Below are 26,493 nucleotides of genomic sequence, written 5' to 3'. Positions count from 1 at the left end.
CCATATTGCTCTCTTACTACAATATGAGAGGGAAGTGTTGTCTGTGTCTGGCAGAATCCATCCACCTACTCTTCTACATCCACCCCACGCGGACCCACATGGGTGGAAAATACGATCTGGGTGCTGGTCTTTCCGAATTTCTGCAGCTGCCCAATGAAAATATCCAGTTCCATGGTACTCTGGAACGCAACCTTAAGCAGCATGGAATACTCTCCCGTCACACAGTTGCACTCCAGCACATTCGGAATGCTCTCCGCGTAAGCATAAAACTTTGGCTTATCCTCCGGTGTTACATCCAGATTGATAAAGGCAATGATATGATAACCAAGCTTCATTGGGTCAACCTGCGCGTGGTACCCGGCAATGACGCCGTCTTTCTCCAGCTTCTCAATGCGGGCTGATACAGCCGGAGAAGAAAGGAAGGTATTTTCCGCTATGGTCTTTAATGAAACCCGGGCATTATCCTGTAAAAGTTTTAAAATTTTTCTGTCGATATCATCCATAACCATATGTCTCCTCTCAAAATCAGTGGATGCGCCACTGGCGCTGCTCCAATATACACAGCAATGAAAAAGGCGCCCGAACCTGTTGTTCGAACGCCTTTGCTCTCATCACTTAATCTTATTCTGTATCATACCCTCTTATCGCCCGCTTGTCAATAAATAAATTTAAGATTTTAAACTATCCTATGAGAAACAGCAGAACGCTTCCCGCAAGAAAGAACCAAAAACCAGGCGCCTTCAGGCAGGTCAGCACCATGTTTTCTTCCCGGCGGACCCATCCGGAAAACCAGTGAATCTGGCGATAATGGGATGCAAGAATGATCACCGCGATCACCATGCTGACATAGGCAAAAATGTTCAGGCATCCATATCCAAGAAATGCGAACAGATTTCCCGCATCTGAGCTTCTGGATAATACCACAGGCAAAACTCCGCCCAGAAGATTGATCAGCATATGCATGGCAATATTGTAGCGGATGCGTCCGGTCGTGCTGTACATCCAGGCAAAGACCGCGCCAAGGATTGCCGCATAAAAAAACTGATAAAAATTTCCATGGAAAAGTCCGAAAAACAGACCGGAAAGCACAACTGCAGTTTTCTGTCCGTACGGTACCAGGCGATCCACCAGATACTTTCGGAATACCAGTTCTTCCATGACTGGGGCAATGATCACCGAGGTAAGAATGATCATGCCCACATCCATCTGTCCAATAACATCCGATACCGGATTGCTGTAGTCCGCCCCCTTAAGTTGGCCGGCCGCTTCCATCAGAAGGCCGCCAATCACATTCCCAAGATAGGTGAGTCCATAGCATAAAACCAGCATTCCAAAAAACTGTCCCACACGGATTTTCTTTTTTTCTTTCATTTCACAGGACGGAATTCGTCCCATCAGCCAGGCAAACAACGGAAATCCGATTCCGTACATAGCAAATTCTGACACCAGAAGAGCCGCACGCGTAAACGCACGGCTCTCCCCAAAGATCAGAACAAACAGCTCAAGCAGCGCTCCAAAAAGGAGCTGCGCTGCTGTGGAAGCCGCCAGGAATGCGGTATAGGCCCAGCATATCCTGGAAATCTGTCTTCTGGTATCCATAAATTATACATCCAGTTTGTCAACCTTGGCTGCTCTGGCCTCGACTTCCTTCTTCTGGATGTCGCCAGGAGCCTGCTCGTAACGGCTGAACTCATACTCGTATAAGCCGATGCCGCCGGTCATGGAGCGCAGGTCAGTATTATAGCCAAACAGCTCAGACATTGGGATATCAGCCTCGATCACCTGTTTGCCGTGATGATCGGAATTCATACCCAGAACACGTCCTCTTCTGCGGTTTAAGTCACCCATAACATCACCGGTAAATTTATCCGGGACTGTTACTTTTAAGGAAGCGATTGGCTCTAAGAGAACCGGGTTCGCATCCATAAAGCCCTTCTTAAATGCCATCATGGCAGCGGTCTTGAATGCCATCTCGGAGGAATCTACCGGATGATAAGAACCATCTACCAGAGTTGCCTTTACGCCAACTACCGGATATGCGGCCAGAGGACCTTTTACGCAGCTTTCTGCCACGCCCTTTTCAACTGCCGGGAAGTAGTTCTTCGGAACTGCGCCGCCGAATACTTTCTCCTCGAATACATACGGTTTTTCCAGGTCACCGGACGGTTCAAAGATCATCTTAACATCACCGTACTGGCCATGTCCGCCGGACTGCTTCTTATATTTGCCCTGAACCTCAACTTTCTTTCTTAAGGTCTCACGGAACGCAAATTTCGGTTTGCTGAGTTCAATCTCAACTTTGTAGCGGCCAAGAAGCTTGCTGACTACCACCTCTAACTGCTGGTCACCGATGCCGTATAACAGGAGCTGGCGATTCTCTTTATCATTGACAGACTTTAAGGTTAAATCCTCTTCCATGAGTTTTGCCAGCGCGCTGGAAACCTTATCCTCATCGCCCTTGGTTACGGTCTTGTAACGCATGTATGTATACGGAGTGGAGGTCTGCGGTTTGTGGTATACGATCGGCGCGGAACGCAGGGCAATGGTATCACCAGTCTGGGTCACACCAAGTTTTGCAACTGCGCCGATATCACCCGCGCGCAGCTCCGGAACCTCAATGGTGTCCTTGCCGCGAAGCAGATACAGCTTGCCGACTTTTTCTTCGGTGTCCTTATTGACGTTGTAGATAGTGCTGTCCGGCTTTAAGATACCGGTGCAGACCTTCATCAGGGAATATTTGCCGATGAACGGATCTGCGATGGTTTTGAATACTCTTGCGGATAAGGAAACCTGATCGTTGTATTTTGCGGTGAAGCGCTCTCCGGTGGAGACATCAACACCGATACACTCGAATTTGTCCGGAGTCGGAAGGTAACGGTCAATGACCTGTAAGAGGGTCTTAAAGCCCTGGCAGTTCACGCCGGAACCCATCAGGACCGGAACGATGGAACCATCTATTACATGTTCCCGCAGAGCGCCCTGGATTTCTTCCAGTGTAAACTCCTCACCAGAGAAGTAACGCTCCATATACTCCTCGCTGGTCTCTGCCACTGCCTCTAAGAGAGCGTCTCTGGCAATACCCAGGTTTTTCTGGGAGTAATCAGGAATCTCGCATTCTTCGTAATCACTCAGATTGGTGAAACGTCTGCCGGCCATCTTGACTACGTTTACATATCCGACAAACTTTTCATTTTCACGGATCGGGAGCTGGAACGGAGCAATACTTCTTCCGAACCGTCTTTCTAATTTCAGTACAAGTTCTCGGAAGCTTGCATGGTCATCGTCCATGTTGGTGACGAAAATAACGCGTGGCAGTTTGAGCTTATCACACAGCTCCCATGCCTTTTCCGTGCCGACCTCGATGCCTGCCTTACAGTTTACAACGATGATCGCTGCGTCCGCCACACTGACTGCTTCTTCTACTTCGCCGACAAAGTCAAAGTAACCCGGAGTGTCCAGGATATTGATCTTCATCATGCCTTCATCGCCCTGATACTCTAACGGGATCAGAGACGTGGAGATGGAAAACTGACGTTTGATTTCTTCCTTGTCATAGTCACTGATGGTGTTACCGTCAGCAACCTTGCCCATGCGCTTGGTGACTCCGGTTACCAGGGCAAGCGCTTCTGCAACCGTCGTCTTGCCGGCCCCGCCGTGACCAAGTAAAACGACGTTTCGGATCTGTTTTGTACCATAAACGTTCATATAATTCCCTCCTGTACATCAAATTTAGTCTATGAAGATATTCTACTAAAAAAGTTTGAAAATTTCAAGTAGAATATACGATTTGCACAAATTATTTTTCTGTATTTTTTCGTATCGTCTGATACGTCCATGTTTTCGGTAATGCTTTTTTGCATTTATACTATCGCAGTTTAAAGCAATAAAGCATTGACAACATTTTCAGATTAGCATAGAATAGCAGATAGCATTGAAAGTAACCTATGACAGGAGAATTCTGATATGAAAGACACCACATTTGGTTTTATCGGTCTGGGGCTGATCGGCGGTTCCATTGCCAAAGGCATTAAGCGCGCCTGCCCGGATGCCCGGATCATGGCATATATGCGCACCCGCGCAAAACTGGAGCAGGCACAGGCGGACGGCATTGTCGACGTAATCCTGGACGGCATTGGAGAACCTTTACGGGAATGCGACATCATCTTTCTTTGCACCCCGGTAGAATACAATGCCCAGTATCTGACACAGATCCGTCCGTTCTTAAGGCCAGGCGCCCTGATCTCAGATGTCGGTTCCACCAAGGAGGATATCCACCGCGTTGTTACCAGTCTTGGTATGGAGGATGTGTTTGTGGGCGGACATCCTATGGCCGGTTCTGAAAAGACCGGATATGAGAACGCTACCGACCATCTTTTAGAAAATGCCTATTATATTGTAACACCCACTGCCCTCTCGTCTGAAACAGACGCAGACCGGATTGTGGCCGTGGCAAAGCTCATCGGTTCCATTCCCATCGTTCTGGACTATCACGAGCATGACCGGATCGTGGCTGCCATCAGCCATCTGCCGCATCTGATCGCTTCCAGTCTGGTAAACCTGGTGAAGGATTCCGACACTCATGACGAGCTCATGAAGCGTCTAGCTGCCGGCGGTTTTAAAGACATCACGCGCATTGCGTCCTCTTCCCCGGAAATGTGGGAGCAGATCTGCATGACCAATACCGGCAATATCATTGACATGATGGAAGATTACATTGCTTCCCTAAAGCAGATCCTGCATTCCTTAAAGGAGCGCCAGGGGCATGATATCTATGAGCTGTTCGAGACCTCCCGCACCTACCGCAATTCCATCTCGGAAAGCCGCCGCGGTTCCGTTACACCGGAGTATGCGTTCACGGTCGATATCGTGGACGAACCTGGCGCGATTTCCACTCTGTCCTGCATCTTAAGCGCCCGCGGCATCAGCATCTGCAATATCGGTATCAACCACAACCGGGAGCAGGGTGAAGGAGCCTTAAAGATCGTCTTTTATGATGAAGCTTCCATGCAGCAGGCATGGGCGCAGCTGAAAAAATACAATTACGAACTGATTCCGAAGCACTAGGGAGGTCCGACATTCCGGTACTCCCGGCTTCTGTCAGGGAAATGGAGTATATTCTTATGAAATTTAACAAAATCAATGGTCTGCGCGGAGAAGTCTCCATTCCTGGTGACAAATCCATCTCTCACCGCAGTGTCATGTTCGGTTCCCTGGCCAAGGGCACCACAAGGATCACAGGCTTTCTGCAGGGTGCCGACTGTCTCTCCACCATCTCCTGCTTCCAGAAAATGGGTGTTTCCATTGAAAATCTCGGGGATACGGTTCTGGTACACGGAAACGGCCTGCACGCTTTAAAAAAACCGGATCGGGTTCTAGACTGCGGCAACAGCGGCACTACTACCCGCCTGATTTCCGGCATTCTCTCCGCCCAGGATTTTTCTGTAACCCTCACCGGTGATGCCTCTATCCAGAAACGTCCAATGAAGCGGATCATGGAGCCTTTAAGCCAGATGGGCGCTGACATTACAAGCGTAAACGGCAACGGCTGCGCGCCGCTTCTCATTCACGGGCAGAAACTTCACGGCATCCATTACCAGTCTCCGGTGGCATCCGCCCAGGTCAAATCCTCCATTCTTCTGGCTGGTCTTTACGCAGAAGGGGAAACAAAGGTGACAGAACCGTCCCTCTCCCGCAACCACACAGAACTGATGTTAAAGGAATTCGGCGCGGATGTCTGCACGGAAGGCACCACCGCCATCATCAAACCGGCTGGCGAACTCTTTGCCAAAGACATTGCAGTTCCGGGCGATATCTCTTCTGCTGCTTTCTTCCTGGCCGCAGGGCTGATCATCCCGAACTCGGAAATTCTGATCAAAAACGTGGGGATCAATCCGACCCGTGACGGCATGATCCGTGTCTGCCAGGCCATGGGCGGTGACCTGACCCTCTTAAATATCCGCGAGACCGGTGAATCGGTAGCCGACATTCTGGTTCGCGCCAGCAGCCTGCATGGCACCGACATCCACGGTGATATCATCCCGACCCTGATCGATGAGCTCCCCATGATCGCGGCCATGGCCTGCTTTGCAGAGGGTGACACCATCATCCGCGATGCTGCCGAATTAAAGGTCAAGGAATCCAACCGCATTGCCGTCATGGTCGAAAATCTAAGTGCCATGGGCGCTGACGTGGAGGAAACCAAAGATGGCATGATCATCCACGGCGGCAGACCTCTCCACGGTGCCGTCATCGACAGCCACTTAGACCACCGGATTGCCATGACCTTCGCCATCACTGCCGCCCTGGCCGACGGCGAAACCGAGATTCTCGGTGCCGAATGCGTCAACATCTCCTATCCGGATTTTTACCAGGACTTGGAAAAACTCGCTCATTAATTATACGGGACCGGGACGCCTGTGAACAGGCGTCCCTTTCTTTTTTAAGATTCTCTTACAACCTTTTTAAAGTCCTTGGCATCTTTTTCCCAATGGTCTATAATGAACAGCATCGGGCATTTTCTGCCCTGCAGAAGGCCCTTTCAAATTTCTAACTTAGGAGATATCTGACTCATGAAGAAAACACGCATGAAAGCCCTGCTTCTCGGCTGCATCTGTGCGGTGACGACAGCCCTGTCTGCCGTGCCAGCCTCTGCTGCTACCGTTGTTGCAGGTGGTTCCTCATCCACAAACGATCCGGCCCGCACCGCAGCGCCCGGAACCTATAACGAACAGCAGTCCGGCGAAATTTCCGTAGACAAGCCGTCCGCACCGCCCACCGTCTGGGTTGTAGGTGACTCCACCGCAGCCGCATTCAGCGACACCACCTATTACTCCCCACGTTACGGCTGGGGTACCCAGCTTGGCCTTTACCTGCAGGGCGTTAACATCCGAAATCTTGCCATCTCCGGCACCAGTTCCAAATCCTACTCCGACACTGACCAGTACCAGACTCTGCTTCAGAGTGTGCAGGCTGGTGACTATGTGCTGATCGGATTTGGCCATAACGATGAACGTACGGAGCAGGGCCGCTACTCAAACCCAACCGGTTCCGTTTCCACCAGCGGTTCTTTCCAGTACAATCTTTATGAGAAGTACATCAAACCGGTAAAGAGCAAACAGGCAAACCCAATCCTGGTAACTCCGATCGTACGCCGCAACGTAGCCAGCAACTACACCGGTGAGGACGGACACATCACCAACACCAAAAAGAACGAGGAGGGCACCTTCCAGGGCGGTGATTACGCCAAAGCCATCCGCCAGCTTGGTGTCGGCAAGAGCGTTCCGGTTCTGGACTTAACCGCCCGCACCAAAGATGTTTACGAGCGTCTGGGTGCTGATGGCGTAAAGAACCGCCATGCGCAGACCTCCAACCGGGATGTGAGCATCGACAACACCCACACCAATCTCTACGGTGCCCAGTGTAATGCCTGGTTCATCGCGGACGAGCTGTTAAAATCAAACTCCGGCCTGAAAAATTATGTAATTCCCAATCCACAGGTTCCGCAGTATGACAATAACTCATTAAACGCAAATTACCATGCTCAGAGCTTTACTCCTCCGGCAGGCACAAGCAGCATTTTCTCTCCCGCCGGGGACTGGAAGCCAACCGTATTCGGAAACATTGACGGATACGAGTACTTAAACAATATGTACTTCTGCCTCCAGGGCGGCGGTGACAATTCCTTCCATATGGCAGTCGGCACCAACTCCGGTGCCACCAGAGCACAGCAGGCGGGCGGCATCGAACAGGGCAGCGACGGTATCGCAATGTTCTACCGCGAGGTACCGGCTTCCGCGAACTTTACCTTATCCGCAGATATTACCATCAATGCCTACAACGCATCCGTCTTAAATTCCTTCGGACTGATGGTTCGTGATGACATCTACTTAGATACCGTAGTCAACGATACACTGGGCGACTACGTGGCAGCCGGACAGCTTCAGCTCTCCTCTGCTTCCCCTTGGAACTGCTTCGCCAGAAAGAATGGTCAGCTTACTTCCGGCGGTACCGCTTCCCGCGTCTACAAAGCCGGTGAGACCGTTCATGTAGAAATCCGCAAGGGACCGGACGGCTACACCTGTGTATTCGGTGACAACGCGCCGGTATCCGCAGGCTTTGACTTCCCGCTTACTGCAGTCGATTCTGACCGTGTCTATGTTGGCATGTTCGTGGCACGCAGCGCGGATGTAACCTTCAGGAATGTAAATTTAATCTATCAGTAATTTTAAGGGGCATGCCTTCACCGGCGCGCCCCTTTTGTTTTCCATCCGGACAGAAAAAAGGCCGGAGCGTTTTATTTGCTCCAGCCCTTTTGACCGTTTCAGTATTCGATTATCTCTCGTCCGTATCCCAGTTGTGGTATACAGCCTGTACATCATCGTCATCATCCAGAAGATCTAACAGACGGTTCATGTACTTGATATCGTTCTCGTCAGTCAGTTCAACCCAGGTCTGCGGGATCATGGTAACATCAGCCTCCATCATCGGGATGCCCTCTTTCTCCAGGGTCTCACGAACGGCACTGAAGTCGTCCGGATCGGTGATGATCTCGAAGCTGTCCTCCTCCTCGGAGAAGTCCTCTGCGCCTGCGTCTAAAGCCATCATCATTAACTCGTCCGCATCAAGGTCGCACTCTTCCTTGTCAATGATGATCTGACCCTTCTTGTCGAACATGAAGGATACGCTGCCCTGAGTTCCGATGTTGCCGTTGCCCTTGGTAAATGCGCTTCTTACGTTTGCTGCGGTACGGTTCTTGTTGTCAGTTAAGGTATCAACAATAACTGCAACGCCGCTCGGGCCGTAACCCTCGTAGGTCAGTACTTCGTAGTTTACGGAGTTTGCATCACCTGCTGCCTTCTTAATACCACGGTCGATGGTGTCGTTCGGCATGTTGTTTGCTTTTGCCTTCGCGATCACATCACGAAGCTTACTGTTGTTTGCCGGATCCGGACCGCCCTCTTTTACTGCTACGGCCAGCTCACGGCCGATAACGGTAAAGATTTTTCCCTTTGCTGCATCATTTTTTTCTTTTTTGTGTTTGATATTGGCAAATTTAGAATGTCCTGACATAAAATAACGCTCCTTACTTTATACTTTCTCTTTTCGTCCTGAAAAACATCTTTTCTATTTTAACACTATTTTTCTTCGCTTGCAAGAGCCTGCGGCAATTTCGTTACCCGAACTGAATGAATCATCTTGTTCTCCACCTTCAGTACGCAGAAACGGTAACCAAGATACTGGATTTCCGGCTGTTCATCATCTCCCGGAATTCGGTCAAGGCGTGAAATCAGAAGGCCATTGATGGTATCGTAATTCTCCAGGTCTTCCTCCGGAAAGCTGATGCCAAGCTCTTCCTGTGCTTCCTCAAGAGGTGTCATGCCGCTCATGATCAGGGCATCTCCCTCTCCCCGGACAATATACTGCTCATCCACATCATATTCATCCAGAATATTGCCCACAATTTCCTCCAGAATGTCCTCCATGGTAACGATTCCGGCGGTCTGGCCGTACTCATCAATGACAATCTCCATATGGATCTTCTGTGACTGCATCTCCTTGAATAAAGAGTTGATGTTTCGAGTCTCCGGAATGAAATGCGCCGGCCGCAGAACTCCCGGTACATTGGCGATCTCCATCCTGGATTCCTGCAGATTTTCCGCATGGAACAACACGTCCCGCATATGTACAGTACCGATGATGTCATCCAGATCTTTTCCGTAGACCGGATATCTGGAATTTTTTGCCTCTTTCAAAACAAAATGGGCTGCTTCTCTTAAGGACATGGAACCGTCCAGAGCCACAATGTTCTTGCGGTGGGTCATGATATCACCGGCTTCTTTGTCATCAAATTCGAAGATATTGGTGATCATCTCGGCCTCGCTGGACTCCAGCACACCCTGCTCATGCCCCTCATTCACCATATCCATAATATCTTCTTCGGTTACATTTTCCTGCCTGGATTTTATAAACCTCCAGATTGCAACGCCTGCTGCCAGGAAAAACAAAACCACGCCTGCCAAAAGGATCAGGCGCGAATAGCCATCGTCCATACTGATCTTGTTATCTCCTTCTTTTCTCATTCTGTATACACCATACATTTTTGATTGTACGAAACTTCTGCGGCTTCGTCAAGAGAAAACAACGCATTTGCGCCATTTTCCTCGTGCAAGGGATGTTCTGTCATCGCATCGAACTATGTAGTCAGCTCCAGACTCACCCGAAGGGCCTGGTTCACCTGTTCTAACAGTTCATCGTCAATATGGCAGATCCGCTCTTTGAGACGCTGCTTGTCAATGGTACGCAGCTGCTCCAACAGGATCACAGAATCCTTGATCATGTCACTTTTTCGCGCGGACAGCTCCACATGGGTCGGCAATTTTGCCTTGTTCATGCGGGAAGTGATGGCAGCACAGATCACAGTGGGGCTGTGCCGGTTTCCCACATCATTCTGAATGATGAGCACCGGCCGCACGCCTCCCTGCTCCGAGCCTACCACCGGCCGCAGATCCGCGTAATAAATGTCTCCTCGTCTGATAATCACAGTCTCACACTCCGTCACTGGTTTTCAAAGGTATTATTCCCCTCTGCCAGGCGGCGTATACACGGCTGCCCGTTTTTCTATGATTATCTTATTCAGCGAAACAGTCCATGGTTCCCACGACCTTGCCGCCGCGGTAATAAACACGCGGTACGCGTTTGCCGATGTCACAGACCATCTCATAATGGAAACCGCCGCAAAGCTCTGCCAGGCGCTCCATGGTAATTTCTTCATCCCCGTCTTTTCCGATGAGGGTCACCGGTGTATCCACACAGACATCCGAAATATCAGTTACGTCTACCATAAACTGATCCATGCAGACACGGCCGAGGATCGGCGCGCGCTTTCCGCAGATCAGCACATAACCACGGTTGGATAAGCTTCTCGGATAACCGTCTCCATAGCCTACCGGAACGGTAGCAATGCGCATGGTACGCTCCGTCACATAAGTTCCGCCGTAGCTGATTTCCTCTCCCGCTCCGATTTCTTTTACATAAGTAACAAAGGATTTCAACCCCAGTGCCGGCTTTAACGGCACACGCTCTTTCTCTACCTCATCTGACGGATACATACCGTAAATGGTGATGCCTGCCCGGACGTAATTTAAATTAGCCTCAGGCAGATCAATGATACCCGCGCTGTTAGAGCAGTGCTTCATGGGAATCTCGATCCCGCGTTCTTTCAAAAGTTCCACAAAATGCAGGTAACGGCCAAGCTGGCTCATAGCGGAAGTTTTTTCTTTCTCATCGGCCCTTGAAAAATGAGTAAACAGCCCCTCGATTTCAATGCCCGGGAGACTGTTAATTGCCGCCGCAAGGTCCGCTCCAGCTTCATCGGCCTCCATGCCAATGCGGCGCATTCCGGTATCCAGCGCCAGATGGATCTTCGCGGTTTTCTTCAGTCTTACTGCCATGTCAGACAGTGGCTTTGCCTGCTCCATGGTGAAGATGGTCGGGCGGATTTCTTCCTCAATGAGTTCCTGATAACGGGATGGATGGGTCACGCCCAGAATTAAAATCATCTTTTTGATGTCATTGCGGCGCAGCAGCACAGCCTCATCAGCCGTTGCTACTGCATAGCCGTCCACGTAATCCTCAATGGCCTCTGCCACCGGAACGGATCCATGTCCATAAGCATCCGTCTTGATCACGCCGATCATTCCTGTTTTCTGATCAATATTTTTGCGCATGGACTCCATGTTAAATGCGATGGCGTCCAGATCCACCGGTGCGTAAACCCGCGTATACTGCATGTGATTCATAATTTTACTCTGTTCCTCGTTTCTATCTTTTTTACCATTTTCATAGTTCTTTTAAAATGCTGTCTGCCACATCTGTGGCCAGCACACTGTTCTCTCCATACGCTGCTGCCGCATACTGTCCGGCACGCCCATGCACATACACACCGAAGGCTGCTGCCTCTGTGCATTCCATGCCGCGGGCCAGAAGCCCTGCGATCACGCCGGTGAGCACATCTCCGGAACCTCCCTTTGCCATGGCACTGCAGCCACTCTGGTTGATCCAGGCAGCTCCGTCCTTATCGGTCACTACCGTGACTGCATCCTTCAGCACACAGACCGTCCCATAGCGGGCACTGTAGGCTCTTGCCTCTCCCAGCGGATCCTTCTTCAGATCCACAATAGGAATAGAAGTCAGGCGGCTCATCTCGCCCATATGCGGTGTAATGATGATATTCTCTGTAAAATACCGGGTCAGATACGGGTGGGCTGCCACACAGTTTAAGCCGTCCGCGTCCAGCACAACCGGAACGTAGGCATCTGACAACACCGTCTCCAGCAGATATTCCGTGTAGGATTCCTGTCCCAGTCCCGGTCCAATCACGATCACATCAGCCCAGGCACATTCCTGCTCCAGAATATTCTGCATAGCTTCCTCGTCTTCCGGGTCATAGCAGCTCACAATGGCCTCCGGAAGCTGAGTCTGCAGAACCTGCCGGTTCTCCGGTACCGTCAGGATTTTTACCAGACCGGCTCCGGTGCGGTAAGCCCCAAGGGCAGAAAAATACGCTGCCCCGCTCATACCACGGCTGCCCGCAATGACCAGAACTTTGCCGAAGGTGCCTTTATTGCCCTCCGGACGGCGCCTTGGAAGCCAGGTCAGATCCTTTGGCGTGATTAGCTTTGCGTCCCAGCCGCTCTTAAGCAGACTGGCTTCCGGGAATCCGATATCAGCCACCACAAGCTTCCCCGCATACTGTTTGCCCGGGTAAAGAAGCAGTCCGGTCTTTGCGTAACCAAACGTCACCGTAACATCGGCCTCCAGGGCAATCCCCATGATTTCGCCGGTAGTGCCGTGAATGCCGGATGGTGTGTCCACCGCAATGATTCCGGCTCCATACTGCTCCCGCATGGACTCAAGCATTTCCAGTACCTTCCGGTATTCTCCGCCGATTTCCCGGCCAAGGCCAATTCCAAACACCGCATCCAGTATGATGTCACACGGCGCTTCCCTGTATTCTGACACCTTACTCTGCGCAAGATTCAGATTTGCCGCAATCCGTTTCTGCGCCTTCATCTCTTCTGAATCATGTTCCGGATTTCCGGCAAATAAAAGGACTGTCTCATATCCGCGTCCCTGCAGGATACGTCCCGCGGCCACACCGTCCGCCCCGTTATTTCCGGTACCGCACACAGCCAGAATCCGGGCTTTCTTTCCCAGCTTCCGTTCTGCCGCCATACGCTCTGCGGCCTCTGCCACAGCCAGGGCTGCCCGCTCCATAAGTACCATGGATGGAATGCCGACCCCGTTTATGGTGTTCTGATCGATCGCCTTCATCTGCTGTGCCGTTACAGCGTAATCCATGTTCTGTCTCCTCTCCGAATCCGTCCGCTCTCCTGTAAAGGATGGATGGAAACTCAAAAAACCGGCAGGCAGGAGAACTGATCGTATCCCCGCCTGTCGGCTTTTACCTCTGTTACGCTCTGTCTCTAGGACTCTCTCTGAGCTTTCTTTTCCTCTTCCTCTTTCCGGTCCTGCATGCTGCATACCCGATAAGACAGGCGCATAAGACTCTCGGAAAGATGAACATTCTCTACCACAACATCCTCCGGAACATTCAGATCCAGATGGGCAAAGTTCCAGATTCCTTTAATTCCCGCATTGACCAGTCGGTCAGCCAGCTCCGGAGCTTTTGTTTTCGGAATGGTCAGTGCTGCCATCTGAACATCATTATCTTTGATAAACTGCTCCAGATCATCCACTCCGCGGATCTCAATTCCGCGTACCACAAGCCCGATCAGTCTCGGGTTAATGTCAAACATGCCTTTGATCATAAAACCGCGCTTTTCAAAATTTGCATAATTTGCAATGGCCTGTCCCAGGTTTCCGGCACCAATGATGATCAGGTTATGCTGACGGTCAATTCCAAGGATCTTGCCAATTTCTGTGTACAGGTATTTTACGTTATAGCCATAGCCCTGCTGACCGAATCCTCCGAAATTATTTAAATCCTGACGAATCTGGGAAGCAGTCACCTTCATCCGGGTACTCAGTTCATTGGATGAGATACGCTCTACACCTGATTCCAAAAGCTCCCCGAGATAACGGTAATACCGCGGAAGCCTTGTAATAACTGCTTTGGATATCTCTCTGTTTTCCATGCTGCACATCTCCTATACGTAAACTATTGTAGTCTATTATAACCGCTTGCGAAATCTATGTCAATGTTCAAACCATTCCTGAACAAAAAACACGCAGAAAGCTCTTTACAAGTGCCAAATTCCTATATTATACTTGATAAGTCTTATAGTAGAAAACGTAACGAAATGGAGTTATCTATGATTTTATCATGCAATCACATAAACAAAGCCTTCGGCACAGATGAGATCCTGTCCGAAGTATCCTTTCATATAGAAGATCAGGAAAAGGCCGCCATTGTCGGCATCAACGGAGCCGGAAAGTCCACCCTGTTAAAGATCATTGTAGGAGAGCTTGCCGCTGATTCCGGAGAAGTCGTTCTGGCAAAAGGCAAGACACTAGGCTACCTGGCGCAGCACCAGGACTTAGACAGCAGCCGCACCATCTACGAAGAATTAAAAGAAGTCAAGCAGCCCATCATCGATATGGAACAGCAGATCCGCGAGCTGGAAGTCAATATGCAGAACGCCTCCGGGGAAGAACTGGAGCAGATGCTTTCTGCCTACAGCCGTTTAAGCCACACCTTTGAGCTGGAGAACGGCTATGCGTGGAAAAGTGAGCTGACCGGCGTATTAAAAGGCCTTGGTTTTACCGAAGAGGAATTTGACAAAACTGTTTCTACCCTCTCCGGCGGCCAGAAGACCCGCGTGTCCTTAGGTAAGCTTCTGCTCTCCCGCCCGGACATCATCCTTTTAGATGAGCCGACCAACCATCTGGACATGGAATCCATTGCCTGGCTGGAAACCTATCTGTTAAATTACAACGGAGCCGTGATCATCGTGGCCCATGACCGGTATTTCCTAAACCGCGTGGTTACCAAAGTAGTAGAACTGGAACAGGGGCATGCATCTGTTTACCTTGGCAATTATACTGCCTACAGTGAAAAGAAGGCCATGATCCGCGCTGCCCAGATGAAAGCCTGGTTAAGCCAGCAGCAGGAAATCAAACATCAGGAAGAGGTCATCACCAAGTTAAAATCCTTCAACCGCGAGAAGTCCATCAAGCGGGCGGAAAGCCGTGAGAAAATGCTCTCCAAGATCCAGGTGTTAGACAAGCCGGCTGAGATTCAGGATGAAATGCGCATCCGTCTCGAGCCCAACATCGTCAGCGGCAATGATGTGCTTACCATCCGGGACTTAAGCAAATCCTTTGGTACCACGCATCTGTTCTCCCATGTGGACATGGAAGTCAAGCGCGGCGAGCGGGTAGCCATCATCGGCAATAATGGAACCGGAAAGACCACCATCTTAAAAATCATCAACAGCATGCTTCCGGCAGATTCCGGCACCATCACCCTGGGTTCCAAAGTCCATATTGGTTATTACGATCAGGAGCACCATGTCCTCCACATGGAAAAGACCGTGTTTGAGGAAGTCCAGGATGCCTATCCGAATCTGACTAACACCCAGGTCCGCAACATTCTGGCCGCCTTCCTCTTCACCGGAGATGATGTATTCAAGCGCATTTCCGACTTAAGCGGAGGCGAGCGGGGACGTGTCTCCCTGGCCAAGCTCATGCTCTCCGAGGCCAATTTCCTGATCCTTGATGAGCCGACCAACCATCTGGATATCACCTCCAAGGAAATTCTGGAGAATGCGTTAAAGAACTACACAGGAACCGTGCTCTATGTCTCCCACGACCGTTACTTCATCAACCAGACAGCCACCCGCATACTGGAGCTGACCGGACAGACCTTCTTAAATTACATCGGAAACTACGACTACTATCTGGAGAAGAAAGATCTCATGAAAGAGCTCTATGTAGATTCCCAACACACCGAGCGTGACCGCGCCATCGGAACCGCGGCAGCCAATGGCAGCTTAAAGGCCACCGGCGTGCCTGTCATGGCAAAATCTGCCGCTGAAACCGAGGTCAAGCTGGACTGGAAGGCCCAGAAAGAAGAACAGGCCCGCATCCGCAAACGCCAGAATGACTTAAAAAAGGTTGAAGACGAAATCCATAAATTGGAAACCCGAGACGGTGAAATTGATGAGCTTCTTTCACAGGAAGAAATATATACAGATGTAGCCCGTCTCGTAGAACTCAATAACGAAAAAGAGTCCCTCCAGAAAAAACTGGAAGAACTCTATGAAACCTGGGAGGAGCTGGCAGAATAACCTGCCGGCTCTTTTTTCTGTGCTGCTACTGCTCATTCTCAATCTCACGGAACACACGATCCAGCTCCGCGATCAGATCCTTCACATTCTCAATACCTACAGACATGCGCAGGGTTGCGTCGGTCAGGCCGTTTTTCTCCTGAATCTCCTTCGGAACATCTGCATGGGTCTGGGTCGTCGGATAGGTCAGAAGGGTCTCCACGCCGCCAAGGCTCTCGGCAAAGCGGATCATGCGCACTTTGCCGAGAATGCCCAGGGCAAAGTTTTTATTTTCCACCTGGAAGGTCAGCATTGCGCCGTATCCGCGGCTCTGGCGTTTCATGATCTCATGACCCGGATGGTCTTCAAAGCCCGGATAGATGACCTTTGTCACATGCTTCTGTGCTCTCGCCATTTCGCGATCTCCATGGCATTCTCCTGGGAACGGTCCATACGAATGCCCAGAGTCTTGATTCCCCGCAGCACTAGCCAGCAGTCAAACGGCGCAAGCCCTGCTCCGGTGGTTTTGATCAGGAACCGGAGCTTCTCGCTGATATCGGTGCGTCCGGTCACCAGAAAACCTGCCAGTGTATCGTTGTGACCGCCGAGATATTTGGTACCGCTGTGTACTACAATGTCGGCGCCCAGATCCAGCGGATTCTGTAAGTATGGAGATAAGAACGTATTATCCACTATGAGAAGAAGGCCATGGCGCTTCGCGATGGCAGAAAGGGCGGCAATGTCCACCACATTCATCATCGGATTCGTCGGGGTCTCCACATAAATAGCCTTTGTATTTTCCTGAACAAACGCTTCCACATCTTCTTTCGCGCAGTCAATTCTGGAAAAGCAGATGCCATTTTTGGTGGATACATGATCAAAAAGACGAATGCTGCCTCCGTAGAGATCGGAATCAATAATGAGATGGTCCCCCGGCGCAAACAGCTCCATCAGCATGGTAATAGCCGCCATACCGCTGGAAAATGCCAGCGCGTCCACGCCATTCTCAAGGGATGCAACCACCTTCTCCAGATGCTCTCTGGTCGGGTTCTGCAGCCTGCTGTAATCAAAACCGGTGCTCTGTCCCACTGCGGGATGCGCGTAGGTCGCAGTCTGGTAGATCGGATAGCTGATAGATCCGAAATGCTGAATGGAAGCCTCATCTTCTTCCAGATGAATACACTTTGTCTCAATCTCTCTTTCCATATGCTCTTTTGTATCTCCTATCTGTTTGATGGGTTTATTATCACTGACTCCGCCAGATTTGTCAATACCTGTTAATTTCCATCTTTCTGATGTAGAATCTTCTCCAGTTCCTCACATACTTCCGGAAATTTCCGGGCAAGCTCTTCTGTTTTCTCACCACTTACGTAATCTGAAAACAGCTTTCCAAAACAGAACGCCGTGTTTTCTGCGTAATAATCCGGAATTTCCAGAATATCCTGCAAAACCGATCCGGCTTTCCAGTACTCCAGCATCATGGTACTGTTTTCCCGGTAACACCCGGCTCGGTAGCCCACATACTCCCCAAAAGCCTGCAAAACAGAATCCGCGTCGCAGAACTTTACTTTCTTATAGCGCCGGTCCGTACTGTAGCGCACATAGTAAATGCCAGAGGACGTAGAAGGCGCGGAAAAATACTGTTTCTTCTTATAAAAAAGAAACTCCCATCCATCTTCCACAAACTGTTTCTGCCACCCACGCGGAACCTCGTACAGATAATCGGTAATAAGATCTTTATCCATCGAATCCGGCCGCTCTGTGCCGATCACACGGATCGCGTGTTCCTTCTCTTCCTGACCGTTTTCCCCCAGAAATTTCAGATCCACATACTGGTTGTATGCCATATGACCGTTGCTGAAAAAGAAATAGCGGACTCCGTCTATGTCACGCTGGCCGCCGGTCTGAAGCCAGCCGCGCTCATCAAACCAGTACCACTCCCCTTTATCATACAGCCAGCCCGTATGAAGACTGCCATCTGCCTCCTGATAAGTCCAGTGGTGATCTTTTCCGTAATTCCAGTTTTTGCCTCCGTTTCCCGGAGCATCCATTCCAAAAGCAGGACAGGAAAAAAGAAGCAGAAAACCAGACAATAAAAAGGCTGTCTGAAATCGCGTCATGATGTTCCCCCTTCCGTTTGTTCTATGGAAAGAAATATAGAAAAAGAGGGGCGCCCGAAAGCGTCCCCCTTCTGAAGTCTTTTTATGAGCAAGACGATAAGCCGGGTTATGTCGTTGAATGGTCATCTATCTAGACCAGATGTCACCACCTGGTTCAAGCGACCTACCCGAAAGCAGACGGGCCGCCTTATGCTTTCTGTTCGGTCTTGCTTCGAATGGGGTTTACATGTGCCCCGTCTGTTACCAGACGGGCGGTAGTCTCTTACACTGCCCTTCCACCCTTACCGGCAAAGCCGGCGGTATATTTCTGTTGCACTGTCCCTGGAGTCACCTCCGCCAGACGTTATCTGGCACTCTGCCCTGTGAAGCCCGGACTTTCCTCTCCCGCAGCCTTTCGTTTCTGCGGCAGCGACCATTTGTCTTACTCAATGTTCCTTATTCTATCATTATTCCCCTGCACTGTCAAGTTCAGACCTTAAAACAGCTTCCGCCAATAAACTCCCGGATCAGGGAATTATGGGGAATTTCCTCACTGCTGACACCCAGGAAATAATCCAGGAATTTCAGCAGGCGTTTTGCCTCAACATACTCAGCACTGTCCCGCGGCACAGAAAACAGCACCGGCTCCGCATACTGTTTCAATACAGAAAGCTCATATACCAGAGCTGAGTTGAACATGACATCTGCATCCTCCTGGTATGGGAAAATGTTCTCTTCCTCCCCACGGCGCACCGATGGCCACATGCGAATGGTATCCTGGGCAGAAGCGCCTCTGGTTCTTGCATCCCGCACGATCCGGCGCAGCAGGCGCCCATCTGTGGTGGGAATGCGGTTGTGCTCATCAATGTTTAACTGAGTCAGGGCGCTGATGTAAATCTTGAATTTATTCTTTCTCGGAAGCGCATAGGAAAGCTTTTCATTCAGGCAGTGAATTCCCTCGATCACTAACACATCATCCGCACCCAGCGTCAGATAATCTCCGTGATACTCCCGTTCACCTTTAATGAAGTTATATTCCGGCATTTCTACTGTTTTTCCCGCCAGAAGGTCCGTCATATTCTGATTGAACAGCTCCACATCCAGGCATTCCAGCACCTCATAATTGTAGTTGCCATTTTCATCCCGCGGACTGTCTACCCGGTTCACAAAATAATTGTCCACCGCGATTGGATGCGGTTTTAAACCCTTCGCCTTCAACTGAATGGAAAGACGATGGGAAAAGGTAGTCTTTCCAGAGGAAGACGGACCGGCAATCATCACGATTTTCTTGTCTGGACGGCTGGCAATCTGCTCCGCGATATCACCGATTTTTTTCTCCATCAGCGCCTCCTGCATCAGGATCAGCTCACTGATCTTTCCGTGACAGATCACATCATCCAGAGCGCCTACCGTTGGTACCTCCAGCTGTCTCCCCCAGCATTCCGTCTCATCCAGCACCACGGCCAATTTCTCCCGGTCGCGGAACTCTGCCACATGCTCCGGATCTTTCTGATCCGGCAGAAGCAGCATCATGCCATCCCGGTACAAAATCAGATCAAAATATTTCAGATAGCCAGTGTTCTGCACCATATAGCCATAGTAATAATCTTCAAAACCACCGATGCTGTAGAGGTTTACTCTGGATACTCTGCGGTAATGGAACAAACGCTCTTTCTCATACATGCGGTGGCGCCGGAATATCTCAATGGCTTCGTCGGTCGTCACATTCCGCTTCATGATAGGAATCTGTGCTGCCACATACTCCTGCATTTTTGCTTTGATCCGGTCCACCAGCTCCTGCGTTTTCTCAAAATCTCCGTCCGACTCAATAAACAGGCCATTGGCAATCGCATACTCCACAGATACCTTGCGGATATGCTCTGCCCCCACGACCTCATAGAAGGCCTTTAAGAGGATCAGAATCACACTGCGCCGGTAAGTCTGGATTCCCGGTTTGTCAGCCGCCGTCAAAAACTCCACTCTGGTACCTTCTTTCACCTTCTTGTGAAGCTCCTGCAGTTTTCCGTCCACCGTGGCCAGCAGAATCTCATGAGAGAAACTGGCCTGCACTTCCTTTGCCACATCCTTTAACAAAGTATCCTCACTGTACTGTCTGTTTTCTCCCAATACACATACATGAACCATACGCGTTCTCCTTTCCTTCGATTCCGGCATGCTCCGCCGGTTTCACTTAAAGCACCCGGGCCGGAAAATCCGGTTCTGCCTGAATCACCTCAATAGCACCTTCGGAAACTCGTGCCACATACTCCGCCATAAACGGGATAAAGATATGTTCCAGTCCATAATGTCCCGCGTCGATGATCACCATGCCCTGAGCAGCCGCATCAATGGCATCATGGTGACCGATATCTCCGGTAATCAGTACCTGCGCTTTCTGTTCCAGTGCATAACGGATCATGCTGCCACCGGCTCCGGGTGATACTGCTATGCGGCTGACCGGTTCTCTTACCGCATTGCTTCCATAAGCAAGCACAAACGGAAGGCCAAAGGCCTGCTTCACCAGTTCTGCCAGCGCATCCAGCGTGACCGGCTCTGTCAGAGCACCGGTCTTTCCGATTCCCACCGGTACCCCGCTTACTTCTCCAGTCACCTCCAGCGGATATCCGTCCCGGATTCCCAGACGTTTTGCTGCCAGGTCTGCCATACAGCCTGGTGCCGCGTCAAAATTGGTATGCATGGCGAAATAAGAAATATCTGCCTGTAATAACGTTACGATACGGCGGCTGATAAAATTCGTGTCATTGACCTGTTTCAAGGCCCGGAAGATCAGCGGATGATGGGTCAGCAGAAGATCTGCCTGTTCCCGTACCGCCTGTTCCACCACCCGGTCGGTGGCGTCCAGGGCAACCAGCACCTTTTTGATTTCCTTGTCTCCCCGTCCGGCCAGAAAACCAGGATTATCCCAGTCGCAGGCCAGACTCTTCGGAGCCAGTTCTTCCAATTTTTCAATCAATTCCCTGCAAAGCATGGTATGCCTCCTTAGTCTCTTCCAGTTCATTTATCAGACTCTCCGCGCGTTTTCTCGCGCCGTCTGTTCCACTCCTGCCCAGATGCGCCAGAAGTTCTTCTCCCTGTGCCAGCTCCCGCTCCAGAAACTCCTTTAACACCGGATCCTGTTTCCGGATCAGATCCGCACCGTACCGGTACTCGTATTCGCGTTCGTAGTGCATGGTTCCCGGGCTTACGTGTAAGATCACGTAATATTTTCCTTCATCCAGAAGCATCTCTTCTTCTACAATGGAAAATCCCAGCTCTTCCAGTCCGTGCCGGAACACAGAAAGCTCCGACTGAGGGGAAAGAATATAATGCTTTACACTGTTTCTCACATGGGCTCCATCCCGAAGAATACGCAGCATCAGCTCACCGCCCATTCCGGCAATGATCACCGTGTCAGCCTCCCCAGGCTTTAGCTCCTTCAGACCGTCACTTAAACGCGTTTCGATCTGATCTTCCATATGATATTCCCCTACATGCTCACAGGCTCTCTCAAGCGGACCCTTCCGCACATCCATGGCGACTACATGCTTAACTTTTCCGCTTTCTATAAGACGGATCGGGACGAATCCATGATCCGTCCCCACGTCTGCCGCATATCCTTCTGTTACTCCGGCCGCTTTTGCGGCAATCCGTTCCAGTCTGTCTGATAACTTCATCTGATTTTGTTCCTTTTTCTTTTCTATCCTTTCCGGCGCTAGTCCAGATAATCCTTTAACTTTCTGCTGCGGCTCGGATGGCGCAATTTACGCAGAGCCTTTGCCTCAATCTGGCGGATGCGTTCCCTGGTCACATGAAACTGCCTTCCTACCTCCTCCAGCGTTTTCGGCTTGCCGTCATCCAGGCCAAACCTCTGGCGCAGCACCTCCTGTTCCCGCTCTGTCAGCGTAGAGAGCGCCTCCATGAGCTGCTCATGCAGCAGTGTAAACGTGGCCTGGTCTGCCGGAACTGCCACATGCTCATCCTGGATGAAATCCCCAAGATGGCTGTCCTCTTCCTCTCCGATCGGGGTCTCCAGCGATACCGGATCCTGGGAAATCTTGCGGATTTCCCGCACCCGCTCCACAGGAATATCCATTTTCTCCGCAATTTCTTCCGCCGTTGGTTCTCGTCCAAGCTCCTGCACAAGCTGTCTGGAGGTACGAATCAGACGATTGATGGTCTCTACCATGTGCACCGGAATGCGAATGGTACGTGCCTGATCTGCGATGGCCCGGGTAATAGCCTGACGAATCCACCAGGTAGCATAAGTGGAAAACTTATAACCCTTGCGATAATCAAACTTCTCCACAGCCTTGATCAGTCCCAGATTGCCTTCCTGGATCAGATCGAGAAACTGCATGCCACGGCCCACATATTTTTTCGCAATGCTGACCACCAGACGGAGATTTGCCTCCGCCAGGCGCTTTTTTGCCTGCTGGTCGCCCAGCTCCATGCGCTTTGCCAGCTCAATTTCCTGGTCCGTGGTAAGCAGCGGAATCTTGCCGATTTCCTTCAGGTACATACGGACCGGATCTTCCACACCCACACCTTCCGGTACGGAAAGATCCAGCTGCTCCAGCTCTGCTTCTTCCTCTTCCTCGGAATCTTCATCCAGAAACAATTCTGGGTCGATGTCATCTTCCTCTTCCGTGCGAAGCACATCCACATGATGATTGTCCAGAAAGTCATAAATGCGGTCCAGCTTTTCCGGATCCAGAATCTCTCCTTTGAAGAAATTCAGAATTTCCCGATTTTCCAGCACATTCTTTTTCTTTTTAGCCTCTTCCAAAAGCAATTCCAGTTTCTCATCAAAAGTCTGTGTACGTTCTTCCATATTAATCCGCCCTTTCTCAATTGCAGACTACCGGAAGGCTTGGATTCTCCCGGTTCTATTTCTAGTCAATGGATATCTGAAGCGTTTTCAGTGCTGCCTGCTGCTTTATAATTTCCTGAAGCGCCGCAATGTCCACCGCGCTCCGGCTGGCCTCATCCAGGCTGTTTTTCTTTACCTTCAGCACAGTCTCGGAAAATGCTTTTCTCTGCTCTTCATTATTTAAAGAATCATTCAGGCTTGCGTTGAACAGCGCCGCCACCTGCTTGTATTGTTCTTCATCGTTGATAAAGTGATTCAGAATGCCCGCCGGATTGACGCCGCCTTCCCGGTGGCTGTCAAATACCATCTGCGCCACCTCATGATAGAGCGGTTCTTTAAAATCATCCGGGCCGATGATCCCCTCAATCTTTTCAAATAACTGCGGTCGCTCAATAAGCCAGGTCAGAAGCAGACGCTGGGACCGACGGATGCCGTCATCCTTCTCTGTTTTCTTTTTGCGCTCCCGCGGTTCTGCCCGGTCTTCGTCCCGGCGTCTCACCGGTACCGTACCCAGCTGACTTCCAAGCCGGTTCACCAGCCGCCTTAAGTCCTCGTAAGGAATAAACTGTGCCTGGGCTACTGCTCTGGTATAATTGTCCCGTTCCAGTGCCTCACTGAATTCCAGCAGCTTTCTGGCTGCCGCATTGTAAAATTTCGTCTTCTGTTCCGGATCGTCCAGGTCATATTCGCGTTTCAACACATCAATCTCATACAGAAAACTATTCTGCGCATTTGCGATACGCTCCCGGAACGCATCTGCTCCCATATTTTTAATGAATTCATCCGGATCTTTGTAAGGTTTTAAGTTCAGCACCTTCGTGGAAATGCCTACTTCTTTCAAAATCGGGATGGCGCGGAGCGCGGCCTTTACACCGGCTCCATCACTGTCGTAGGTCAGAATGACCGTATCGGTGTAGCGTTTCAGCAGCACCGCGTGCTGGGTGGTAAATGCAGTTCCCAGAGATGCCACCGCATTGGTAAAGCCGGCCTGATGCATGGCAATCACATCCATATATCCCTCACAGGCCAGCATATATTTTTCCCGGCTGGTACGGGCATAATTCAGGCCGTACAGATTACGGCTCTTATCAAAGATCATGGTTTCCGGGGAATTCAGGTATTTGGGAGTTCCATCTCCCATCACGCGTCCGCCAAAGCCAATGACACGGTTATTCACATCCATAATCGGAAACATAACGCGGTTCCAGAATTTGTCGTAGGTTCCGCGCTCTTCCATGGTTACCAGTCCACTGTCCCTTAAGATTTCATCAGTATAGCCTTTGGAGCGCAGATACTGATACAGGTCATTGCTGGTTTTATTGGCAAACCCAAGACCAAACCGCCGGATTGTCTCGTCGGACAATTCCCGCTTGCGAAAATAATCGTAACCGAGCTTTCCCTGGGGCTGATGCAGCTGATAGTAAAAATAGTTGGCTGCCAGCTTGTTGATTTCCAGGAGTGTAGACCGCTTATCTGCCTTCGCCCGTTCTTCTCTGGAGTATTCTATCTCCGGCAGATGCACCCCGGCCCGGTCTGCCAGCACCTTCAATGCTTCTGGAAACGTATAATTTTCATACTCCATAATAAAAGTGATCGCATTGCCTCCTGCACCGCAGCCAAAACAGTAATACATCTGCTTCTGAGGCGACACGGAAAACGAAGGGGATTTTTCATTATGGAACGGACAAAGTCCGAAATAGTTTGCCCCTTTCTTCTGAAGCTTTACATATCCAGAGATCACATCTACAATGTCATTCCTTGTCCGTACTTCTTCTACGACATCTTCCGGATAATACATGAAATACTCCTTTCCATTTGTCTGGCTCTAATGCACTTTCCATGACTTTGGGATGAACAGTTCCTCGAATTTATCAATGGAATAGCTGTCACTCATGCCTGCAATATAATCGCAGACTACCCGCTCTTTTGGTTCTCCCCTTTTTTCAATCATAAGCAGATACTCCTCCGGGAGTTCTGTCGTGTGCTCCAGATAATACTGATATAAAAAGACCAGAAGCTGCTGGGCTCTTCCCTCTTCTGCCTTCGGCACCTTATTCTCGTAAACATTTTCAAACATCCAGCTGCGAAGCCCCTGCATAGCCTCCTCAACATGGGAAGACATGATAATTTCCGGCCGGTCCATGCTCTGCAGGATAATGTCATGGATCAGCAGGTTCAGCCGTTCCCGTACGCTGTGCCCAAGTACATCCGTGTACTTTGCCGGAAGCTGCTCCTCGGTAAAAATTCTGGCCCGAATGGCATCATCAATATCATGGTTGATGTAGGCAATCTTATCTGACAGGCGTACCACACAGCCCTCCAGTGTGGATGGATGCCCGCTGGTACGGTGGTTCAGAATGCCGTCGCGGACTTCCCTGGTAAGGTTTAAGCCTTTTCCGTCTTTCTCCAGTACTTCCACAACCCGCACACTCTGCTTGTAATGCGCAAAGCCATAAGGACAGAGTTCATCCAGGATCCGCTCTCCCGAATGGCCAAAAGGAGTGTGCCCCAGGTCATGCCCCAGCGCAATGGCTTCCGTCAGGTCCTCATTCAACTGCAACGCCCGGGAAATCGTGCGGGCAATCTGCGCCACCTCCAGCGTATGGGTCAGGCGGGTCCGGTAATGGTCTCCCTCCGGGGCCAGAAATACCTGAGTCTTGTGTTTCAGCCGGCGAAACGATTTGCAGTGTAAAATGCGGTCACGGTCACGCTGGTATACCGTTCGGATATCACACGGTGCTTCCTCACGGTCACGGCCCTTTGTGTTCCTGCTCAAAGAAGCATACGGGCTCAGATAGTCTGCCTCCCAGGCCTCTCTCATCTCCCTGATATTCATAAAATGCGTGCCCCTTCCCGTCTTATTACTTCGCATAAATTATAATAAGTATAGCATAATTTCTGAAATTTTCATACTATTTTCCGGCTCTGGGTATACGAAAAAAGCGGAGAATTTACATTCTCCGCTTTCGCCAGTGCAGAAGATGGGAGTCGAACCCACAAGGTATTGCTACCACACGGACCTGAACCGTGCGCGTCTGCCAATTCCGCCACTTCTGCGAACCGTCAACTCAGTGACTCACTCACTGAACCAACACGTATATTATATCCAACACAATCTGATTTGTCAACCACTTTTTTATTTTTTTTAAAAATTTATGTTTCCGCGAAAACATATAAAACAATGACAATTTTAACATAGTAAAAAGGCGAAGAACTTTCGTTCTCCGCCCTGCTG

The 26,493-nt window shown here is 50.4% G+C and carries 20 protein-coding genes, 1 tRNA gene, 1 other RNA gene and 1 pseudogene; 4 read left to right on the top strand and 19 right to left on the bottom strand.

Features of this window, described 5'->3' with window-relative positions:
• Nucleotides 1-65 precede the first annotated feature (65 nt).
• From DWY84_RS00920 to DWY84_RS00910, 3 genes are all read right to left on the bottom strand, one after another.
• Nucleotides 66-503, bottom strand: a complete 438-nt coding sequence (locus tag DWY84_RS00920) for an Lrp/AsnC family transcriptional regulator (protein ID WP_118530010.1) — start codon at nucleotides 501-503, stop codon at nucleotides 66-68.
• Between the two features lie 178 nt (nucleotides 504-681).
• Nucleotides 682-1,599 (bottom strand): type II CAAX endopeptidase family protein, encoded by a 918-nt coding sequence (locus tag DWY84_RS00915; protein ID WP_118530008.1) that lies wholly within the window; start codon nucleotides 1,597-1,599, stop codon nucleotides 682-684.
• Between the two features lie 3 nt (nucleotides 1,600-1,602).
• Nucleotides 1,603-3,705 (bottom strand): elongation factor G, encoded by a 2,103-nt coding sequence (locus DWY84_RS00910; RefSeq protein ID WP_118530006.1) that lies wholly within the window; start codon nucleotides 3,703-3,705, stop codon nucleotides 1,603-1,605.
• A gap of 258 nt (nucleotides 3,706-3,963) precedes the next feature.
• Between DWY84_RS00910 and DWY84_RS00905 the strand changes: the two genes are divergently transcribed.
• From DWY84_RS00905 to DWY84_RS00895, 3 genes are all read left to right on the top strand, one after another.
• Nucleotides 3,964-5,064 (top strand): prephenate dehydrogenase, encoded by a 1,101-nt coding sequence (locus DWY84_RS00905; protein ID WP_118530004.1) that lies wholly within the window; start codon nucleotides 3,964-3,966, stop codon nucleotides 5,062-5,064.
• Between the two features lie 56 nt (nucleotides 5,065-5,120).
• Nucleotides 5,121-6,395 carry a 3-phosphoshikimate 1-carboxyvinyltransferase gene (gene aroA, locus DWY84_RS00900; protein ID WP_118530002.1) on the top strand — a complete coding sequence of 425 codons (1,275 nt, stop codon included), beginning with the start codon at nucleotides 5,121-5,123 and terminating at the stop codon, nucleotides 6,393-6,395.
• 174 nt (nucleotides 6,396-6,569) lie between these two features.
• Nucleotides 6,570-8,222 carry a GDSL-type esterase/lipase family protein gene (locus tag DWY84_RS00895; RefSeq protein ID WP_118530000.1) on the top strand — a complete coding sequence of 551 codons (1,653 nt, stop codon included), beginning with the start codon at nucleotides 6,570-6,572 and terminating at the stop codon, nucleotides 8,220-8,222.
• A 109-nt stretch (nucleotides 8,223-8,331) separates the two neighbouring features.
• Here the strand turns inward: DWY84_RS00895 and DWY84_RS00890 are convergent, their stop codons facing one another.
• The 6 genes from DWY84_RS00890 to DWY84_RS00865 all read right to left on the bottom strand — a co-directional run bounded on the left by DWY84_RS00890 (nucleotide 8,332) and on the right by DWY84_RS00865 (nucleotide 14,156).
• Complete coding sequence (locus tag DWY84_RS00890; protein WP_118529998.1) at nucleotides 8,332-9,069, bottom strand: YebC/PmpR family DNA-binding transcriptional regulator; 738 nt, start codon at nucleotides 9,067-9,069, stop codon at nucleotides 8,332-8,334.
• A 65-nt stretch (nucleotides 9,070-9,134) separates the two neighbouring features.
• Complete coding sequence (locus tag DWY84_RS00885) at nucleotides 9,135-10,079, bottom strand: hemolysin family protein (protein WP_347560734.1); 945 nt, start codon at nucleotides 10,077-10,079, stop codon at nucleotides 9,135-9,137.
• A gap of 113 nt (nucleotides 10,080-10,192) precedes the next feature.
• Nucleotides 10,193-10,540, bottom strand: coding sequence for a type II toxin-antitoxin system PemK/MazF family toxin (locus DWY84_RS00880; protein WP_118529994.1), 348 nt, complete (start codon nucleotides 10,538-10,540; stop codon nucleotides 10,193-10,195).
• Between the two features lie 88 nt (nucleotides 10,541-10,628).
• Entirely contained in the window at nucleotides 10,629-11,798 is a 1,170-nt protein-coding gene (alr, locus tag DWY84_RS00875; protein ID WP_118529992.1) for an alanine racemase, read from the bottom strand.
• 40 nt (nucleotides 11,799-11,838) lie between these two features.
• Nucleotides 11,839-13,359 carry an NAD(P)H-hydrate dehydratase gene (locus DWY84_RS00870; protein ID WP_118529990.1) on the bottom strand — a complete coding sequence of 507 codons (1,521 nt, stop codon included), beginning with the start codon at nucleotides 13,357-13,359 and terminating at the stop codon, nucleotides 11,839-11,841.
• Nucleotides 13,360-13,484: 125 nt separating this feature from the next.
• The gene (locus tag DWY84_RS00865; protein ID WP_118529988.1) at nucleotides 13,485-14,156 is read right to left on the bottom strand and encodes a redox-sensing transcriptional repressor Rex; all 672 of its coding nucleotides are present in this window, start codon (nucleotides 14,154-14,156) and stop codon (nucleotides 13,485-13,487) included.
• A 177-nt stretch (nucleotides 14,157-14,333) separates the two neighbouring features.
• Between DWY84_RS00865 and DWY84_RS00860 the strand changes: the two genes are divergently transcribed.
• Nucleotides 14,334-16,310, top strand: a complete 1,977-nt coding sequence (locus tag DWY84_RS00860; RefSeq protein WP_118529986.1) for an ABC-F family ATP-binding cassette domain-containing protein — start codon at nucleotides 14,334-14,336, stop codon at nucleotides 16,308-16,310.
• Between the two features lie 25 nt (nucleotides 16,311-16,335).
• Here DWY84_RS00860 and DWY84_RS00855 read toward each other — a convergent pair.
• The 10 genes and pseudogenes from DWY84_RS00855 to DWY84_RS00810 all read right to left on the bottom strand — a co-directional run bounded on the left by DWY84_RS00855 (nucleotide 16,336) and on the right by DWY84_RS00810 (nucleotide 26,315).
• A pseudogene (locus tag DWY84_RS00855) lies at nucleotides 16,336-17,495 on the bottom strand (PLP-dependent aspartate aminotransferase family protein).
• Nucleotides 17,496-17,566: 71 nt separating this feature from the next.
• Nucleotides 17,567-18,409 carry a hypothetical protein gene (locus DWY84_RS00850; protein ID WP_118529985.1) on the bottom strand — a complete coding sequence of 281 codons (843 nt, stop codon included), beginning with the start codon at nucleotides 18,407-18,409 and terminating at the stop codon, nucleotides 17,567-17,569.
• Nucleotides 18,410-18,490: 81 nt separating this feature from the next.
• An RNA gene (gene rnpB / locus DWY84_RS00845) (RNase P RNA component class A) lies at nucleotides 18,491-18,837 on the bottom strand.
• A 40-nt stretch (nucleotides 18,838-18,877) separates the two neighbouring features.
• Nucleotides 18,878-20,533 (bottom strand): nucleoside kinase, encoded by a 1,656-nt coding sequence (locus DWY84_RS00840; protein ID WP_118529983.1) that lies wholly within the window; start codon nucleotides 20,531-20,533, stop codon nucleotides 18,878-18,880.
• 46 nt (nucleotides 20,534-20,579) lie between these two features.
• A complete protein-coding gene (locus DWY84_RS00835; RefSeq protein WP_118529981.1) occupies nucleotides 20,580-21,377 on the bottom strand; it encodes a Nif3-like dinuclear metal center hexameric protein in 798 nt (265 codons plus the stop codon).
• On the bottom strand, nucleotides 21,355-22,062 hold the full coding sequence (locus tag DWY84_RS00830; RefSeq protein WP_118529979.1) for a class I SAM-dependent methyltransferase: 708 nt from the start codon (nucleotides 22,060-22,062) through the stop codon (nucleotides 21,355-21,357). Before DWY84_RS00830 ends, DWY84_RS00835 begins: the two co-directional genes overlap by 23 nt.
• Before the next feature lie 38 nt (nucleotides 22,063-22,100).
• Entirely contained in the window at nucleotides 22,101-23,219 is a 1,119-nt protein-coding gene (gene rpoD, locus DWY84_RS00825; protein ID WP_118529977.1) for an RNA polymerase sigma factor RpoD, read from the bottom strand.
• A 61-nt stretch (nucleotides 23,220-23,280) separates the two neighbouring features.
• The gene (gene dnaG, locus DWY84_RS00820; RefSeq protein WP_118529975.1) at nucleotides 23,281-25,056 is read right to left on the bottom strand and encodes a DNA primase; all 1,776 of its coding nucleotides are present in this window, start codon (nucleotides 25,054-25,056) and stop codon (nucleotides 23,281-23,283) included.
• A 27-nt stretch (nucleotides 25,057-25,083) separates the two neighbouring features.
• Nucleotides 25,084-26,094 carry a deoxyguanosinetriphosphate triphosphohydrolase gene (locus DWY84_RS00815; protein ID WP_118529973.1) on the bottom strand — a complete coding sequence of 337 codons (1,011 nt, stop codon included), beginning with the start codon at nucleotides 26,092-26,094 and terminating at the stop codon, nucleotides 25,084-25,086.
• 137 nt (nucleotides 26,095-26,231) lie between these two features.
• Nucleotides 26,232-26,315: transfer RNA gene (locus DWY84_RS00810), tRNA-Leu, on the bottom strand.
• Nucleotides 26,316-26,493: the final 178 nt, after the last annotated feature.

It is taken from the genome of Clostridium sp. AF27-2AA, from assembly GCF_003478505.1.
Taxonomy (GTDB): domain Bacteria; phylum Bacillota; class Clostridia; order Lachnospirales; family Lachnospiraceae; genus Brotaphodocola.
This window is presented reverse-complemented; position numbering and strand designations above follow the sequence as displayed.

Bases quoted from the DNA above. Each gene is read 5' to 3' on its own strand.
- DWY84_RS00920 (WP_118530010.1), bottom strand. From the start codon at position 503: ATGGATGATATCGACAGAAAAATTTTAAAACTTTTACAGGATAATGCC.
- DWY84_RS00915 (WP_118530008.1), bottom strand. From the start codon at position 1,599: ATGGATACCAGAAGACAGATTTCCAGGATATGCTGGGCCTATACCGCA.
- DWY84_RS00910 (WP_118530006.1), bottom strand. From the start codon at position 3,705: ATGAACGTTTATGGTACAAAACAGATCCGAAACGTCGTTTTACTTGGT.
- DWY84_RS00905 (WP_118530004.1), top strand. From the start codon at position 3,964: ATGAAAGACACCACATTTGGTTTTATCGGTCTGGGGCTGATCGGCGGT.
- aroA (WP_118530002.1), top strand. From the start codon at position 5,121: ATGAAATTTAACAAAATCAATGGTCTGCGCGGAGAAGTCTCCATTCCT.
- DWY84_RS00895 (WP_118530000.1), top strand. From the start codon at position 6,570: ATGAAGAAAACACGCATGAAAGCCCTGCTTCTCGGCTGCATCTGTGCG.
- DWY84_RS00890 (WP_118529998.1), bottom strand. From the start codon at position 9,069: ATGTCAGGACATTCTAAATTTGCCAATATCAAACACAAAAAAGAAAAA.
- DWY84_RS00885 (WP_347560734.1), bottom strand. From the start codon at position 10,079: ATGAGAAAAGAAGGAGATAACAAGATCAGTATGGACGATGGCTATTCG.
- alr (WP_118529992.1), bottom strand. From the start codon at position 11,798: ATGAATCACATGCAGTATACGCGGGTTTACGCACCGGTGGATCTGGAC.
- DWY84_RS00870 (WP_118529990.1), bottom strand. From the start codon at position 13,359: ATGGATTACGCTGTAACGGCACAGCAGATGAAGGCGATCGATCAGAAC.
- DWY84_RS00865 (WP_118529988.1), bottom strand. From the start codon at position 14,156: ATGGAAAACAGAGAGATATCCAAAGCAGTTATTACAAGGCTTCCGCGG.
- DWY84_RS00860 (WP_118529986.1), top strand. From the start codon at position 14,334: ATGATTTTATCATGCAATCACATAAACAAAGCCTTCGGCACAGATGAG.
- DWY84_RS00850 (WP_118529985.1), bottom strand. From the start codon at position 18,409: ATGACGCGATTTCAGACAGCCTTTTTATTGTCTGGTTTTCTGCTTCTT.
- DWY84_RS00840 (WP_118529983.1), bottom strand. From the start codon at position 20,533: ATGGTTCATGTATGTGTATTGGGAGAAAACAGACAGTACAGTGAGGAT.
- DWY84_RS00835 (WP_118529981.1), bottom strand. From the start codon at position 21,377: ATGCTTTGCAGGGAATTGATTGAAAAATTGGAAGAACTGGCTCCGAAG.
- DWY84_RS00830 (WP_118529979.1), bottom strand. From the start codon at position 22,062: ATGAAGTTATCAGACAGACTGGAACGGATTGCCGCAAAAGCGGCCGGA.
- rpoD (WP_118529977.1), bottom strand. From the start codon at position 23,219: ATGGAAGAACGTACACAGACTTTTGATGAGAAACTGGAATTGCTTTTG.
- dnaG (WP_118529975.1), bottom strand. From the start codon at position 25,056: ATGTATTATCCGGAAGATGTCGTAGAAGAAGTACGGACAAGGAATGAC.
- DWY84_RS00815 (WP_118529973.1), bottom strand. From the start codon at position 26,094: ATGAATATCAGGGAGATGAGAGAGGCCTGGGAGGCAGACTATCTGAGC.